We start from the raw sequence: 14450 nt of genomic DNA on the forward strand, positions 1-14450 counted from the left end.
TGGACCGCACGGAATACGGCCCCTCATTTGGCGTGTCTAGCGAGGTCAAAAAGGTTCGTCCAGCGGTCAAAGCCGCGCAGGACGTCGCATGGGGTTGCAAAACCGCAAAAAAACACAAGTTGGGCTTGCTTCACGCGCCGGTGAATTAACCTTGGTGCGCTGCGTTCAGCCCTCTGGCGGGCGAGTGGCGGCGACGCTGGGGCGCGATTCGACGCTTTCGACCCATTTCGCCAGGGCATCATTTCCCTTGCGCCAGTTGCGAGCATCGTGCCGAAAATCAATGTAACCCAGCGCGCAGGCAACCGCGATATGGCCGATGCCGAATGGCCCGGCAAGGTGGCTCATCCAGCGGCCGTTCAGCGCGGCACAGGCGCGCTCGATCTTGCCCCATTGGCCTTCGACCCATTCATCCCAGCGTTTTTCCTCGGGGCGCAGACGGCCCTCATAAGTCATGGCTAGTGCCGCATCGAGAATTCCGTCGGCCATCGCTTCCAGTGTCATCGCATCCCAACGCCCGTTACCTTGCGGATAAAGCCCGCCATTTGCTCGATCATCGAGGTAGGCGCAGATCACGCGGCTGTCGAAAAGCGCGGGCCCATCGGGACGTTCCAGCGCGGGGACCTTGGTCAGGGGGGTCTTTCCCAGCAACTCGCTTGCCGGCGCGATCGGTGTGGTTGCCACCGTTTCCAGCGTCACATCGTCAAGTTGGCCGGTTTCATGTAGTACGATCATGACCTTGCGGACGTAGGGCGAGGTCGGGCTGTAAAAGAGTTTCACGTAACGGCTCCCGTTTCTGACGTGTTTGGCGTCACCCTATGCAAGGCGCAACAGCCTGTCTATGCAGAGCGCATAAGCGCGGCCAGCAGGCGATGATCCGCGCCGAAACCGTAGCTGTCCATATGATCCGCCGCGTGCTCGCGGGCCAGATCTGTCTTGTTCTGGCTCAACTTCCAAGTGCCATCGACGGAGTCGATCTGCATCCGGCAGGGAATGATCGACCGCATCAGCTTGTCGAGCAAATCCATTGGCATCTTGTTGGTCTTCCAAGGCGTTTTGGGCAACAACCGTTCTTCGAACAAGGCCGATTGCCGGTCGAGCATGTTGCGCATCTCTTCGGGAGGTAGGGCGGAGAGGGTGCCTCGTAGATGCACGGCGATGTAATTCCACGTCGGTACCTGATCGTCGATGCCGTACCAGTCTGGCGAGACATAGCTGTCTGGACCGCTGATCGCCATCACCGCCGCCAACGGGGATTTCAAAGCGCGCGCGATGGGATTGGAGCGTACCAGATGCAGATCGAGGCTCTTTCCATCATCTGAAAGCAGAAAGGGTACATGGCTGATAAGGGGGGCATCGGCGCCATTCACGCTCAGGACGCCAAAAGCACGTTCCCGCGCGAAGGCGAGGTTTCGGGTCGAGTCGGCGGTGTGGAAGACGGGATTTGGGTGCATTTGAAACCTTGATTTGTAGCTCTTGCAGTCTTGCGCTTTGTCTTCTGCATTGGCAATGATTGCCCCGTTCTCAGGGCGGGGTGCAATTCCCCACCGGCGGTATGCGGTGTCAAATCCGCGAGCCCGCGAGCGCACCGGAGCTTTCCGGTGGTCAGCAGATCCGGTGCGAGGCCGGGGCCGACGGTTACAGTCCGGATGAAAGAGGACGTGCAGCGTACCGCCTTTGCGGTATGCCTGCCCGTGATCGCCTTGGGTGACGTGTCGAACCTAAAGGAGATGATTATGACACACACCCGTTTCGCTTTCGTCAAAGCCAATTGGCATGCTGATATCGTCGACCGCGCGCTCGACGGATTTCTTGAGCTCATTCCCGTAGCGCAGGTCGATGTCTATGACGTTCCCGGCGCTTTCGAGATGCCGCTGGTCGCGCGTGACCTCGCGCTATCGGGGCGCTACGGCGCAGTTGCTTGCGCCGCTTTCGTTGTCGACGGGGGGATCTACCGGCACGATTTCGTAGCACAGGCCGTTGTCGATGGTCTTATGCGGGCCGGACTGGACAGTGGCGTGCCGGTTCTCTCGGTGTCGCTGACACCCCATCACTATCAAGAGACCGACCACCACAATGCCATCTATCGCGAGCATTTCGTGGAAAAAGGCCGAGAGGCGGCTGGGGCGGCACTGGCCATATGCAAGACGCGGCTTGAACTGGCGGCATGACCCGGGGCCGCTCTTTGCAACGCTAACACATTGTCACGGTGCAGCGGCCGGGGGAGGGGTCACGATGCTTTCTCTCCCGGTCCCATTGCGCGCCGAAGCAACAGATCGAGCCGGTTGAAGCTGTCCCTGATTTCACCGGTTTCCGCCTTGGAGAAGTAAGCATCCAGTTCCGGCCAGACCTTCACGGCACTGTCCAGAACCGGGTCCGCGCCCGCAGCGTAGAGCCCTGCCTTGATCATGACCTCGGACTGTTCATAGGCGCCAAGCAGCTTGCGCGCCTTGGCGATTATCCTGTTTTCAGCCTCGTTTGCCGCGTCCGGCAGGCTTCTCGATACGGACTTGCCGACGTTGATCGCGGGAAAACGGCCGCGCTCGGCAATATCGCGATCCAGCACGATATGGCCGTCCAGAACACCTCGGAGAATGTCGGCAATCGGTTCGTCCATGTCCGATCCGGCAACCAGTACGCTGAAAATTGCCGTGATCGACCCTTGGTCGATCGTGCCCGGTCCTGCCCGTTCGCAAAGCGCCGTTATCACCGGATTCACCGACGGGGGAAATCCTCTGAGCGCGGGCGTTTCACCAGAAGCGACCGCGATTTCGCGGTGCGCTTCGGCAAACCGCGTGATTGAATCGGCCAGTAACAGTACGTTCTTTCCCTTGTCCCGGAAATATTCGGCGACCGTCATTGCCGACCATGCGCAGCGGCGGCGCGTCAATGCCGACTGATCCGAGGTCGCGGCAATCACGACCGCCCGGCGCATTCCTTCTTCCCCAAGTACCCGCGTGACAAAATCGTTGACCTCGCGCCCGCGCTCTCCGATCAGGGCGACCACGACAACATCCGCCTCCATGTTTCGAGCAAGCTGGCCAAGCAGCCGGGATTTGCCGACACCCGAGCCGGCGAACAGCCCCAGTCTTTGACCTTCCACAATGGGCAGGATCGTGTTGAGCACCGCGATACCGGTGTTCAGGCGCCCGCCCAGAGGGCGTCTCGATACGGCAGGCGGCGGCGGGTTCATGATGTCGAGCGCCTTGGGTCCTCGCAAAAGCGGATCACCGTCGATCGGGGCGCCAAAGGGATCGACAATGCGCCCGATCCAACGCTCGCTCGGCGTAAAAACGGCTTGGGGCAAGGGAGCGACCCGGTCATTCACCGCAAGGCCTTCGGGTGCCATGTCAGGCAAAATTCCGATGGATTTACCATCAATTTGAAGCACTTCCCCGATGAGTGGGACCCCTGATTTGCGGCGGAGCTCTATGCGATCGCCGATGCGAACCTCTTCAGAAAGACCCGAAGCATGCACCAACCCGCCAGAAATCGAGGTAACGCGCCCGATCGTACGCCATAAAGACAGTTCCGAAATACTGTCGTGCAAAGCCGTAAACAGCTCATCCATCGCGCAATTCCCTCAGTTTCCTGAAAACGGTTTCTAAAGGAATCGGGGTTAAGCCTTGATTGAAATTGATCGAGGGAGAAGCCCCGATGTTCTCTGACTTGAATGTCTTTAAAACAGCTTTTGCGATGGCAGCCCATGCTGGGAAACGGCAGGCCGTAATCGCCCAGAACGTATCGAATGCGGACACGCCGGGTTACGCCGCCAAGGACGTGCCCGATTTCTCCAGCACCTACGAATTGGAACGTGGCGACAGCATGCGCGCCACGCGTCCAGGGCATTTCGATGCAGACCGGCAGCCCGGCATGATCCGTGTCATCGAAGACCCGGATGCAATCGCCGAACCAAATGGCAACTCCGTTTCGGTCGAAATGGAGATGATGAAAGCTGTCGATGCAAAGCGCTCACATGACAGGGCGCTCGCGATCTACCGAAGCGGTCTCAGCATTCTGCGTACCAGTCTTGGAAGAGGGTGAACCAGTTCATGAGTGATTTTTCAGATGCCATTGCCGTTTCATCTGCGGGTCTACGCGCGCAGGCCACCCGCTTGCGGCATGTTTCAGAAAACATTTCCAACGCCGACACGCCGGGTTACCGCCGCAAAACCGTACCTTTCGAAGTCGAGAGCGAGATGCTCGGCGGTCCGGCACTTGTTTCTGTCGGGCGCGTGCAGCTTGACCAGAGCGAATTGGAGAAAGTCTTTGATCCCTCGCATCCGCTCGCTGATGAAACCGGCCACTTTGAGGGGTCGAACGTCAACCTGATGATAGAAATCGCTGACGCGCGCGAAGCGCAGCGCAGTTACGAAGCCAACCTGAAAATGTTCGATCAGACCCGGCAGATGTCTTCCGGGTTGATGGACCTTTTGCGCAAATAAAGGAGAACCAGAATGGATATCCGCAGTTTATCTGCCGTGAAAAGCTATGCCTCGGCACGACCCGCGACCGAACCGGGAGAGAATGGTCCGGACATGATGCAATCGCTTCAGGCGGTTGGAAAGGAATTTGCCGAAACGCTCCGCGCGGGCGAACAAGCGGCCATGGGCAGCATGACCGGCAGCGTGGATCCTCACGCCCTCGTACAGGCGCTTGCACAGACGGAACTGGCGGTCGAAACCGCGGTCACGGTTCGGAACAAGGTTGTCGAGGCCTATCAGGAAATTCTCCGGATGCCGGTGTAACATGCTGGACGAAGGCGTTTTCTTTGACACGCTCCGGCAGGGGTTGTGGACGGCCGTGATCATCTCGACGCCGATCCTGTCCGTAGCACTCGTAACCGGGCTGGCCATCGGCCTGTTTCAGGCGCTGACTTCCATTCAGGAAATGACTCTGACTTTCGTGCCAAAACTGGCAGCGATCGTGATCGTTTTCTGGATCACGATGGATTTCATGACGGAAACGCTTGTCGCCTTCTTTGAAGGGCATGTCATACCGCTCATTGCAGGAGGTTCCTGATGGACGCCACCGCCTATGTCACCCTGTCGCGCCAGTCAGGGCTGATGAATGAAATGCGCATCATCGCGAATAACATCGCCAATTCGGGGACAACCGGGTTCAGGCAGGAAGGCATTGTATTTTCGGAATACATCAAGTCGGCTGCCCGCCAGCCTTCGCTTTCGATGTCGCGTGCCCAGGTTCGCAACACCTCGATGGAGCAGGGCACGCTCACGCAGACGAATGGCAGTTTCGACTTTGCCATCGAAGGCGATGGGTTCTTCTTGATTGAAACCCCAGCCGGCGAGAGGCTGACGCGCGCCGGAAGTTTCACGCCGAACGCGAATGGCGACCTTGTCACGCCGGACGGGCATCCGGTTCTGGGCGCCGGTGGTGCGCCGGTCTTTGTGCCGCCCGGAACCCAGATCGCGGTGGCCGCTGACGGGACGCTCAGCGCCGGTGGTCAGCCGCTTGGACAGATCGGGATCTATCTGCCTTCCGACCCGCTCGACATGCAGCGCCAGGACGGCGTGATGTTCGAAACCACCGGAGGGGTTGAGCCGGCCGATGATGCGCGTCTGCTTCAGGGCTTTCTGGAAGGTTCGAACGTGAACCCCATGCTGCAGATTACCCGAATGGTCGAAGTTCAGCGCGCCTATGAAATGGGCCAGAGCTTTCTGCAGGCCGAGGATGAACGGGTTCGCACGGCCATCAAGACCCTGATCAGAACATAAAGGAGACCTACGATGCGCGCCTTGAAAATCGCCGCTACAGGAATGAGCGCTCAGCAGATGCGCGTCGAGACGATTTCGAACAACCTCGCCAATATGAGCACGACGGGCTACAATGCGCGGCGTGCCGAATTCGCCGATTTGCATTATCAGCAGGTTACCCGGGCGGGCACGATCAACGCCGCCGATGGTACCGTCGTTCCGACCGGCGTGCAGCTTGGGCTTGGTGTCCGTCCCTCAGCGGTAAGCGTCCATCTTGAGCAGGGATCGCTGGAAGCGACCCAGGCCGATCTCGACATGGCGATCGAAGGGAACGGCTTTTTCGAAGTTACACTCCCATCGGGGCAGTCGGCCTTTACGCGCGACGGAAGTTTCAAGCGTTCGGCGGACGGTCTGATCGTCACCAACGAAGGTTACCCGGTCGCGCCGGATATCACCATTCCCGCTGATGCACGCAGCATTTCTATAAATGGCGATGGAGAGGTCTACGCCTATTTCACCGACAATGGCGAGGGCCAGCTCTTGGGCCAGTTTACCCTAGCGAGCTTTACGAATGCCAAGGGGCTTGAGGCGATTGGCAGCAACATGTTCCTCGAAACCGAAGCTTCCGGTGCAGCACAGGTATCCTCTCCGGGCGAAGACGGTCTTGGGACGGTACGCCAGGGCTATCTCGAAGCCAGTTCGGTCGATGCCGTGCGCGAGATTACAGAATTGATCGAAGCGCAGCGCGGGTATGAGATGAACGCCAAGGTTATCACGGCTGCCGACCAGATGCTTGCGGCAACGACGCAGGTTCGCTGATGAACTATTTCGCGCTTCTCCTTCTTCTGGCCGGCGCGCCTGCCGTGGCTGAGGTACTCGTGCCGGTGCGAACCATCCGGGCAAAGGAAATCATCACCGCCCAGGACGTCATCGTCAAAAATGCAGATGTGCCCGGTGCCCTTGGACAAATGGCGGATGTTGTCGGTATGGAGGCGCGGGTGTCGCTTTACGCGGGGCGGCCGGTGTACGGCAAGGACATTGGCCCACCGGCTTTGATTTCGCGGAACGAAATCGTGCCCCTCATTTTTTCCAGCGGTGGTCTGCATATCGTGACCGAGGGGCGCGCGCTTGACCGCGCGGCGGCCGGTGAAACCCTGCGCGTGATGAACCTTTCATCACGTTCAACAGTCACCGGTTATGTCATGTCGGACGGTACAATCGAGGTCAGGTAATGCGTTTAAATGTTGGTACCAGTTTTCTCATTCTTATCGGCCTGATCGTGTTCGGCGCCTGCGGCCGTGTCGATCATCTCGGACGTCCCCCAAGTTTCTCCGCAAACAAGGAAACGCCCGAACATGTGGCCATGTTGTGGCCAGGACTGCCGCTTACGACCCAGACCGTGCGCACCGTGGATCGGGCTTCGCTCTGGAGCCGGGAACGCGAAAGCCTTTTGGGTGATCGTCGTGCCATCAAGAAAGGCGATATCCTGACGGTTGTCATTGAAATCGATGAAAAGGCCGAAATTTCAAACGGAACCTCGCGATCGCGCAATGCCTCGGAATCTTTGGGCATTCCACAGCTGCTTGGGCTGCCGCAGAGGGTTGATGAGAAACTTCCCGAAGGCGCTACACTCGGGAATGCGGTCGATCTGAGTTCGGGCACCCAGACATCGGGTCAGGGATCAGTGAAGCGAAACGAAAAACTGACGCTTCGGGTTGCGGCAACGATCATTGATGTTCTTCCAAACGGGGTCTTGTCGATTAACGGGTCTCAGGAACTGCGCGTGAATTTCGAGATCCGCGAACTGCTTGTGTCCGGCTACGTGCGGCCTGAGGACATCTCGCGGCAGAACGAAATCACCTATGACAAGATCGCGTCTGCCCGCGTGTCCTACGGAGGACGGGGCCAGATAACCGATGTTCAGCAACCGCGCTATGGTCAGCAGATCCTTGACGCTGTCCTGCCGTTCTGAGGGAGGCTGTGATGGGAAAACTTATACCGCTTGTTTTTCTTCTCGTCGGCCTCGGAGCGGGAATCGGGGCGGCGATGTTCCTTGGGCCAAGCGGGACGGATGAGGCGCATACCGCGCCCGTCAAGGAACCCGAAGAGCCTGAAAGTGACTCCGAATACACGCGTATACCAAACCAGTTCGTGGTCCCGCTTATCAAGGATGACCGCGTGGCAGCGATGGTGGTGATTTCGCTCAGCATTGAATCCGATCCCGACCAGGGCTCAGCCATCTACGCACGGGAACCGAAACTGCGAGATCTGTTTCTCAGAGTGTTTTTCGATCACGCCAACATGGGCGGGTTTCGGGGCAGCTTTACAAAATTCGAAAATATGGAACTGCTACGGAACGCTCTACGGGAAGTGGCTCAGAAAGAGATGGGAAGCGTCATTCGCGATGTTCTGATAACCGAAATCGCCCGACAGGAAATGTAGCTTTCCTAGACGCCCGACATCAGGCGATCGTAGAACTTGCGCATCTGTTGCTTTTTCCGGTCGTCCTTTTCCATTTGCAACATCTGTTCCACCGCTTCCCGCTTGCCGAAAGCCTTTCGGAAGCCCGCGATCGCATCTGACTTCCTTGCTAGGACCTGCGCAAGTTCCATGTTCAGCTGGCGGCGGGAGCGCGATACCCATGATTGCCAAAGGATGTCCGCCCCTACGATGCTCATGGTCTGGATCGCGTCTGCAGGTGCTTCTACCTGCCGGGATTTCTGTTCCAGACGCATCAGCTGTTCGCGGATCTGCGCCTCCTCGCGAAGGATGTCGCTGATCTTGGCGTATTCCTGCAAAAAGCGAAGCTGGGCGACAACATGCAGATCTTTCAGTTGTTTTCGACTCATGACATTCGTTCGCGTGCCTTTCGGCGCATATCTTCGGCAAACCTGATCGCGACTGCGACCGGGCCGAAGAACTCGTGTTGAATTTCCTCGCCGACTTCGGTGACCGCGTGCAGGGCCCGTGCGGTTGGCGGGTCACTATGAACGGGGACGCCGCACTCCTGTGCTTTCTCGCGGATGGATGCTGCCATTTCGTCCACCCCCTTGGCGACGCAGACCGGAGCGCTCGTTGGTTTGCGATCCCATTTGAGCGCCACCGCAAAATGCGTCGGATTGACGATGATCACGTCCGCCTCTGGCACGGCCGCCATCATCTGGGACATGGCGATGGTCTGGCCGCGCATTCTTCTCTGCTGCTTGATATACGGGTCGCCTTCGGCCTCTTTCGCCTCGTCAGTCAGTTCCTTGCGGGACATCATGTTCTTGCGTCTGTGTTCCTTGTGTTGCCAGAGCGCATCGATGATGCCCAGCGCGCTCGCAATGAGCAGGGCGATCAACATGAATTGCACGCAAAGCTCGGCGAGCAACGCAACGACCTGGCGTGGCGCTGCGGCGATGCTGCCAACGATTTCAGGTAAATGAGCTTTGATGAAGAGAGCAAGGCATGCCGAGTAGAGCAGCAGCTTTACAAAACTCTTGAAGAATTCAAAAAGCCCGCTTCGGCCAAACTTGTTCTTCGCGTTCGAAATGATCGAAATGCGCGAGATCTTTGGCTTAAGTTTGCTTGGGGCGAACACCAAGGCACGTTGGGCGAGGATCGACAAGAGCACGACGGCGGTCGGAACAACGAACCATGGCGCGGCGGAAATCGCCATCTGCCAGAGAAAACCTCCCATAAGCGGACGAGGGCTACCTCTGAAAATCAGATCCGCCAATTCATAAGATTGATCGACCATGACAACGAACACTGAACCCATGGCCTGCAGCGACTGTGCTCCTACTGCCACCGCCGCCACAAGGATCCCGGCATAGGCTGCCGCAACCGAAAGATCCGTCGACCGCGCAACTTCTCCCTTTTCCCGGGCCTTCAGGAGTTTCTGCTCGGTCGGTTCGTGGGACTTCTCGTTGTCGTCTTGTCCACCGCTCATCTTATTTCCATCGGATTCGCAAAAAATCTGGCGAGACTATCCGCCCAGATCTGCAGCAGCATCGGAGAGCAGACGAACAGCAGGAACAGCCCGCCGAAGGTGATGACCGGGGCCCCGACAAAGGCGACCATGAGCTGTGGCATGGCGCGGTTTATCACGCCGAGTGTCAGGTTATAGATCAACGAAATGATCACGAAAGGGGCCGCAAGGGCAAAGGCGAGAGAGAAGGCATGCGAAATGCGCGAGATACCCCATTCTGCCAATATCGAGGCTGTGGGAAATTCACCGACGGGGAAGATTTCGTAGGAGTAAATCAGGTACTCCGCGGCATGAACGTGCAGACCAGACATGACCGCAAGCGCGAGACCCGCAATGACGAGCACGTATCCGATTGCCGGAATCGGTTCGACGGCAGCGCCGCCGAGAATCTGAGCAAGCGAGGTCGCCTGAGCGGCAATAGACCCAGCAGTTTGCAGGGCGAGAACGAAAAGCCGGACTGCAATTCCCAGCGCGAGGCCGATGATTGTTTCGCTCAATACAAGAAAACCAAGAACCATGAGATCCGCCGGCTGACTGATCATGGGAACCGCCGGCGCCACGATCATGGTGAACATAAGTGCGATCACCAGCTTGATCCGCATTGGCACGGTCCGCTCGCCGAACGCTGGCAAGAGCGAGGAGAGGGCGGCAACGCGAAGGAAAACGGCAAATCCGTGCCAGTACAACTCAGTCAACCTGCTTTGCAATTCCGGCAGGATTTCCATCATGCAGCGATTACCCCGACCAGTGAAGGTTGCGCTTCCAGTCCGATTTCATCGAAGGATAGCACCGGGTTGGAAATACCGCGCGCGCGCATGATCGTTTGCAGGAAACGACGCCTTCGGGTCGAGGTGACCACCGCGGGATACAGGCCCTTTTCCGCGGTTTCGTTCATCCTTTTCGTTACGCCCTCGGCGAGCTTGTTAAACAGTTCGGGTGGCAAGGCGATGTCATAACCGCCATTGCGCGTTTCGACCTGGTAGGCGGAAAAGGTCTCCTCCCATTCCGGGGCAAGCTGAACCAGTGGTATGGTGCCGTCCGGTCGTTTCATCTCGGCAACCAGCTGGAACCCGAGACGTTGCCTGACGAGTTCGCAGAGAACTTCGGGCTGGGTCGTCTGTTGCCGGCCTTCGGCCAGTGTCTCGAGGATAAGAGGCAGGTTGCGGATCGAAACGCGCTCTTCGAGGAGCAGGCGCAGGACACTGTGCAGGCAGTCGATTGGCACCTTGTCCGGGATTAGTTCGTCGAGAAGCTTTCTATTCGCTTCGGCGCGGGAGGCGTCTGATAAACGGGTCATTTCGTGCAGCAAGCGGCGCAACGACTTGAGTGTCAGCAGTCGCGCAAAGTTCTGTTTGATCGTTTCAAGCAGATGCGTCGCGAGGATTTCAGGCGGGCTGACAATCGTGGCGCCGCTCATCGCGGCGGTTTCCTGATCCTTGGGCGAAATCCAGCGCGCTGGCGCGCCGTAAACCGGTTCGGAAACATCCTTGCCCGAGGGCAGACCTTCGTTCCCGTCGGGCATCAAGGCTAGGACAAGATCCGGATGCAACATCCCCCGGACCTGCTCAACCCCCTGAACGCGGATGACATATTCGCCCAGTTGCAGCTCGGGCTGGTCCGTCAGACGGATGTCCGGAAGGATCAGACCATAGACCGTCGCGACGTGGGTGCGCATGTTGGCGATACGCGTATCCAGACCGGTTCCTGAATCCAGAACCATGCCTACCAGATCGGGGGCAAATTCCACGTGAACGTCATCGAGGTCCAGAACGTCGCCAAGGCCCTTGGCCCTTGGTGCCTCCTGCCTTCGATTTTCTTCAGAGGCCTCTTGTTCTTCCTTCTCTTCGCGTTGCCGCATCTTCCACGCGGCAAACCCAAGTACGGCACCACCCAGAATGAACGGCAGAAAAGGAAGACCCGGCACAAGCGCGAACAAGGCCATGAGCACTGCCACCGTGCCAAGCGCGGCGGGATATTTCCCCAGCTGGTCAAAAAGCGCGAGATCGGTGGCCCCCGTCGTGCCGCCGCGGGCGAGGAGCAGGGCAGAGGCAATCGAGATCACGACCGCGGGAATCTGCGAGACCAGACCGTCCCCGACGGTCAGGATCGCATAGGTTTCAAAGGCCTGCCCGATCGGCATGTCATGCACAATGATGCCCATGATCAGGCCCATGATGATATTCAGCAAGGTGATCAGCAGACCCGCGATCGCGTCGCCCTTGACGAATTTCGACGCGCCGTCGAGCGATCCGAAAAAAGTCGTTTCCTGTTGCTCAAGCTCGCGCCGCGCCTTGGCTTCTTTGTGATCGATGGCACCGGCGGACATATCTGCATCGATGGCAAGCTGCTTGCCGGGCATGCCGTCGAGCGCAAATCGCGCGCCCACCTCGGCCATGCGGGCGGCACCCTTTGTGATGACCATGAAATTCACGATTAGCAGAACGCCAAAGACAACAAGGCCCAGAAAGACACTACCGCCCATGATAAAACTGGCAAATCCTTCGATCACGTCACCGGCCGCACCAGGACCGGTATGTCCCTGTCCGATGATCAGTTTCGTCGAAGAAATGTTAAGCGATAGTCGCAGCATCAGGGACGCAAGCAGGACAGTCGGGAAGGCCGAAAAATCCAGCGGACGCCCGATAAAGAGCGTTACAGTGAAGATCAGGATGGCGAGGCCGAAAGAGGCGGCAAGTCCGACGTCCAGCACCCAGGCCGGCATTGGAAGGATCATCATGATAATAACGGCCATCAGCGCGAGCGCGAGCAGGACGGTTGGACTAAAGAGGTTTTCACTGGAAAACTTTGGCACGGGTCAATCCTGGAAAATGGAAAAACGGCTATTCTTAATAGGGGCGGGCGTATTGTTCAGAGGCACTAAGGACCCCATACGGGTTGCGCCGCCGCCGAACATCGGGCCGGATTGCAGCCCGGTCTGGATATCAAGACTTTGGGGCGGTCCGAAGGTGCTGTACCTGCGCAGGATTGCATCATCGCTATGGCCGGAGATTCCAGCACGGATGCGTTTGAACCTGGCTTCGTAGATACGGGCGTAGTGGGGCGTGCGAGAGTGATAGGCCCCCGCCGCTTTCGTCCAGTCGCCGTATTCCGAAAACAGTTCTTTCAGGAACCGGGCGGCATATTTGGCGTTCAGCACGGGATCGAACATCTCGTCGATCGTTCGAAATGCTGTTCCGTGCCATTTGTAGTTGATCTGGAAGCACCCGACATCAAAGCTGCGCGCGCCGCGGTCGAAATGCTTGTAGGCAAAAGCGCGCGCCTGTTCCCGGTTGTCAAACCAGCGACCCGCCCCTTCCATGTTCACGGTCCAGGGCCAGGGGTGCAGCCCGTCCTTGCCGCCCCTTCCGGTTTCGGTCCGCGTAATGGCCTGCATGACGTCAAGCGGGACCTGGTGAGCGCGTGCGGCGATTGCGGCAGCTTGATCGCAAATCCGATCCGGCGGGATTGCGGCACTGACACTGGTGATGCCCAGAACCGCCCAGCCAAGACCAAGCACCAGCAAGCTCGGGAAAACCAACCGCGCCCGACGAATCTGGCGAACGATCAAAGCCTTGAAAAGTCGTGGCATTCTGCCCATCCAACCCTGTTTCACAGTTGAAACAAGGCTACGTGCGCAGTCTTTAGAATTGGTTAGCCTGAGCCACGTTCACAGCGGCTCAGGCTGAGGGGATAAATCAGATTTCGACCTCTACACGGCCTATGGGATGGGAACAGCAAGCAAGCACGTATCCGTCCTCGATATCCTCGTCGGTGATGCCACCGTTATGCACCATATGGACCTGACCCGACCGCTTCTTGATCTTGCAGGTCCCGCAGACGCCGAAGGTACAGCCAGAGGGGATGTTCAGCCCGGCAGCGCGCGCCGTTGACAGGATCGTGTCGGTCTCGTTGCATTTCTGCGTAACGCCGGACAGGGCAAATTCGATCTCGGCCAATGCCGCATCATCGGGAATGACGTCATCCGCTGTGGCATCCTTGGCTTCCTCTGCGAGCGATGGATGAAAGCTTTCCTGATGGTAATGGGCCATATCAAAGCCCAGACCCGTCAGTGCTTCACGAACCGCTTGCATGAACGGTTCAGGGCCGCAGCAGAACACTTCGCGTTCAAGGTAGTCTGGCGCCATGAGACCCAGCATCAACTGGTTGAACGTGCCCTGATAGCCTGTCCACGGTTGATAGCGGTCACCTTCTTCGACGACCCATCTCAATTCGATCCCGTCGATGCGGCTGGCGATATGTTCCAGTCGCTGCCGAAAGACAATGTCCGAAGGACGTTTGGCGCAATTGATGAACACGACATCCGGGATACGGCCGATATCATACATGTAGGTGAGCATAGACATCATCGGGGTGATGCCGGACCCGGCCGAAATGAAAAGAAACTTATCGGCAGGGTGATGGTGTGACGTAAAGTTACCGGCAGGGCCGATGGCCTTGAGCCGCATCCCGGGGCGCAAGTTGTCGCGCATCCACTGCGTTCCGACAGAGCCGGGCTGCGCCTTTACCGTAACCGTGATCGACACGGGCCGCGAGGGCGAGGAGGAAATCGTGTAGGTCCGGTGCAGCGGGCCACCCGGTACCGGCAGTTCCAATGTCAGGAATTGCCCCGGTAGATAATCGAACGTGGCGCCTGACGGTGCGACAAAACAGAAGGTGGACACGTTCGGCGCCTCAGGGATGACCGATACGCATTCCAGCATTTCCTGACCGTCCCAATAGGCGGGGGCGATTGAATCCTTTGCCAT

Annotated in this window: 19 protein-coding genes and 1 riboswitch; of the genes, 10 read left to right on the top strand and 9 right to left on the bottom strand. The window is 58.2% G+C overall.

Features of this window, described 5'->3' with window-relative positions:
• Positions 1-165: 165 nt before the first annotated feature.
• Together ACU0FH_RS03885 and ACU0FH_RS03890 are read right to left on the bottom strand one after the other, a co-directional pair.
• On the bottom strand, positions 166-777 hold the full coding sequence (locus ACU0FH_RS03885) for a glutathione S-transferase (protein WP_238371820.1): 612 nt from the start codon (positions 775-777) through the stop codon (positions 166-168).
• A 59-nt stretch (positions 778-836) separates the two neighbouring features.
• On the bottom strand, positions 837-1451 hold the full coding sequence (locus ACU0FH_RS03890; RefSeq protein WP_446193437.1) for an FMN-binding negative transcriptional regulator: 615 nt from the start codon (positions 1449-1451) through the stop codon (positions 837-839).
• A 62-nt stretch (positions 1452-1513) separates the two neighbouring features.
• Positions 1514-1662: riboswitch (FMN riboswitch) on the top strand.
• A gap of 71 nt (positions 1663-1733) precedes the next feature.
• Here ACU0FH_RS03890 and ACU0FH_RS03895 point away from each other — a divergent pair.
• Positions 1734-2168, top strand: coding sequence for a 6,7-dimethyl-8-ribityllumazine synthase (locus tag ACU0FH_RS03895; RefSeq protein WP_446193438.1), 435 nt, complete (start codon positions 1734-1736; stop codon positions 2166-2168).
• A gap of 59 nt (positions 2169-2227) precedes the next feature.
• On the opposite strand, the gene ACU0FH_RS03900 is transcribed toward ACU0FH_RS03895, so the two are convergent.
• Positions 2228-3568, bottom strand: a complete 1341-nt coding sequence (locus ACU0FH_RS03900; protein WP_446193439.1) for a FliI/YscN family ATPase — start codon at positions 3566-3568, stop codon at positions 2228-2230.
• 86 nt (positions 3569-3654) lie between these two features.
• On the opposite strand from ACU0FH_RS03900, the gene ACU0FH_RS03905 reads away from it, so the two are divergent.
• From ACU0FH_RS03905 to ACU0FH_RS03945, 9 genes are read left to right on the top strand one after another with little or no spacing between them, the layout of a single operon-like run.
• Positions 3655-4041 (top strand): FlgB family protein, encoded by a 387-nt coding sequence (locus ACU0FH_RS03905; protein WP_446193440.1) that lies wholly within the window; start codon positions 3655-3657, stop codon positions 4039-4041.
• 8 nt (positions 4042-4049) lie between these two features.
• Positions 4050-4442 (top strand): flagellar basal body rod protein FlgC, encoded by a 393-nt coding sequence (gene flgC / locus ACU0FH_RS03910; protein ID WP_446193441.1) that lies wholly within the window; start codon positions 4050-4052, stop codon positions 4440-4442.
• A 12-nt stretch (positions 4443-4454) separates the two neighbouring features.
• Positions 4455-4745, top strand: a complete 291-nt coding sequence (gene fliE, locus ACU0FH_RS03915; protein ID WP_446193442.1) for a flagellar hook-basal body complex protein FliE — start codon at positions 4455-4457, stop codon at positions 4743-4745.
• Position 4746: 1 nt separating this feature from the next.
• Positions 4747-5019, top strand: a complete 273-nt coding sequence (locus ACU0FH_RS03920) for a flagellar biosynthetic protein FliQ (protein WP_446193444.1) — start codon at positions 4747-4749, stop codon at positions 5017-5019.
• On the top strand, positions 5019-5732 hold the full coding sequence (locus tag ACU0FH_RS03925; protein ID WP_446193445.1) for a flagellar hook-basal body complex protein: 714 nt from the start codon (positions 5019-5021) through the stop codon (positions 5730-5732). The genes ACU0FH_RS03920 and ACU0FH_RS03925 overlap by 1 nt, the downstream gene beginning before the upstream one ends.
• Before the next feature lie 12 nt (positions 5733-5744).
• A complete protein-coding gene (gene flgG / locus ACU0FH_RS03930; RefSeq protein ID WP_088632932.1) occupies positions 5745-6530 on the top strand; it encodes a flagellar basal-body rod protein FlgG in 786 nt (261 codons plus the stop codon).
• Entirely contained in the window at positions 6530-6943 is a 414-nt protein-coding gene (gene flgA, locus ACU0FH_RS03935) for a flagellar basal body P-ring formation chaperone FlgA (RefSeq protein ID WP_446193446.1), read from the top strand. The genes flgG and flgA overlap by 1 nt, the downstream gene beginning before the upstream one ends.
• Positions 6943-7683, top strand: a complete 741-nt coding sequence (gene flgH / locus ACU0FH_RS03940) for a flagellar basal body L-ring protein FlgH (protein ID WP_238371810.1) — start codon at positions 6943-6945, stop codon at positions 7681-7683. Before flgA ends, flgH begins: the two co-directional genes overlap by 1 nt.
• Before the next feature lie 11 nt (positions 7684-7694).
• Positions 7695-8153 carry a flagellar basal body-associated FliL family protein gene (locus ACU0FH_RS03945; protein WP_238371809.1) on the top strand — a complete coding sequence of 153 codons (459 nt, stop codon included), beginning with the start codon at positions 7695-7697 and terminating at the stop codon, positions 8151-8153.
• Between the two features lie 5 nt (positions 8154-8158).
• On the opposite strand, the gene ACU0FH_RS03950 is transcribed toward ACU0FH_RS03945, so the two are convergent.
• From ACU0FH_RS03950 to ACU0FH_RS03975, 6 genes are all read right to left on the bottom strand, one after another.
• A complete protein-coding gene (locus tag ACU0FH_RS03950) occupies positions 8159-8560 on the bottom strand; it encodes a hypothetical protein (RefSeq protein ID WP_446193447.1) in 402 nt (133 codons plus the stop codon).
• Positions 8557-9645 carry an EscU/YscU/HrcU family type III secretion system export apparatus switch protein gene (locus ACU0FH_RS03955; RefSeq protein WP_446193449.1) on the bottom strand — a complete coding sequence of 363 codons (1089 nt, stop codon included), beginning with the start codon at positions 9643-9645 and terminating at the stop codon, positions 8557-8559. Before ACU0FH_RS03955 ends, ACU0FH_RS03950 begins: the two co-directional genes overlap by 4 nt.
• Complete coding sequence (locus ACU0FH_RS03960) at positions 9642-10412, bottom strand: flagellar biosynthetic protein FliR (RefSeq protein ID WP_446193451.1); 771 nt, start codon at positions 10410-10412, stop codon at positions 9642-9644. The genes ACU0FH_RS03955 and ACU0FH_RS03960 overlap by 4 nt, the downstream gene beginning before the upstream one ends.
• A complete protein-coding gene (flhA, locus tag ACU0FH_RS03965; RefSeq protein WP_446193678.1) occupies positions 10409-12436 on the bottom strand; it encodes a flagellar biosynthesis protein FlhA in 2028 nt (675 codons plus the stop codon). Before flhA ends, ACU0FH_RS03960 begins: the two co-directional genes overlap by 4 nt.
• Positions 12437-12499: 63 nt before the next feature.
• A complete protein-coding gene (locus tag ACU0FH_RS03970; RefSeq protein WP_446193452.1) occupies positions 12500-13273 on the bottom strand; it encodes a lytic transglycosylase domain-containing protein in 774 nt (257 codons plus the stop codon).
• Between the two features lie 106 nt (positions 13274-13379).
• Positions 13380-14450, bottom strand: a complete 1071-nt coding sequence (locus tag ACU0FH_RS03975; RefSeq protein ID WP_446193453.1) for a 2Fe-2S iron-sulfur cluster-binding protein — start codon at positions 14448-14450, stop codon at positions 13380-13382.

The sequence above is a fragment of the Heliomarina sp. genome, assembly GCF_052826185.1.

Bases quoted from the DNA above. Each gene is read 5' to 3' on its own strand.
- flgH (WP_238371810.1), top strand. From the start codon at position 6,943: ATGCGTTTAAATGTTGGTACCAGTTTTCTCATTCTTATCGGCCTGATC.
- ACU0FH_RS03925 (WP_446193445.1), top strand. From the start codon at position 5,019: ATGGACGCCACCGCCTATGTCACCCTGTCGCGCCAGTCAGGGCTGATG.
- ACU0FH_RS03970 (WP_446193452.1), bottom strand. From the start codon at position 13,273: ATGCCACGACTTTTCAAGGCTTTGATCGTTCGCCAGATTCGTCGGGCG.
- ACU0FH_RS03920 (WP_446193444.1), top strand. From the start codon at position 4,747: ATGCTGGACGAAGGCGTTTTCTTTGACACGCTCCGGCAGGGGTTGTGG.
- ACU0FH_RS03960 (WP_446193451.1), bottom strand. From the start codon at position 10,412: ATGATGGAAATCCTGCCGGAATTGCAAAGCAGGTTGACTGAGTTGTAC.
- ACU0FH_RS03905 (WP_446193440.1), top strand. From the start codon at position 3,655: ATGTTCTCTGACTTGAATGTCTTTAAAACAGCTTTTGCGATGGCAGCC.
- ACU0FH_RS03900 (WP_446193439.1), bottom strand. From the start codon at position 3,568: ATGGATGAGCTGTTTACGGCTTTGCACGACAGTATTTCGGAACTGTCT.
- ACU0FH_RS03890 (WP_446193437.1), bottom strand. From the start codon at position 1,451: ATGCACCCAAATCCCGTCTTCCACACCGCCGACTCGACCCGAAACCTC.
- flgG (WP_088632932.1), top strand. From the start codon at position 5,745: ATGCGCGCCTTGAAAATCGCCGCTACAGGAATGAGCGCTCAGCAGATG.
- flgA (WP_446193446.1), top strand. From the start codon at position 6,530: ATGAACTATTTCGCGCTTCTCCTTCTTCTGGCCGGCGCGCCTGCCGTG.
- ACU0FH_RS03975 (WP_446193453.1), bottom strand. From the start codon at position 14,450: ATGGCAAAGGATTCAATCGCCCCCGCCTATTGGGACGGTCAGGAAATG.
- flhA (WP_446193678.1), bottom strand. From the start codon at position 12,436: ATGGCCGTTATTATCATGATGATCCTTCCAATGCCGGCCTGGGTGCTG.
- ACU0FH_RS03955 (WP_446193449.1), bottom strand. From the start codon at position 9,645: ATGAGCGGTGGACAAGACGACAACGAGAAGTCCCACGAACCGACCGAG.
- ACU0FH_RS03945 (WP_238371809.1), top strand. From the start codon at position 7,695: ATGGGAAAACTTATACCGCTTGTTTTTCTTCTCGTCGGCCTCGGAGCG.
- ACU0FH_RS03950 (WP_446193447.1), bottom strand. From the start codon at position 8,560: ATGAGTCGAAAACAACTGAAAGATCTGCATGTTGTCGCCCAGCTTCGC.
- fliE (WP_446193442.1), top strand. From the start codon at position 4,455: ATGGATATCCGCAGTTTATCTGCCGTGAAAAGCTATGCCTCGGCACGA.
- ACU0FH_RS03895 (WP_446193438.1), top strand. From the start codon at position 1,734: ATGACACACACCCGTTTCGCTTTCGTCAAAGCCAATTGGCATGCTGAT.
- flgC (WP_446193441.1), top strand. From the start codon at position 4,050: ATGAGTGATTTTTCAGATGCCATTGCCGTTTCATCTGCGGGTCTACGC.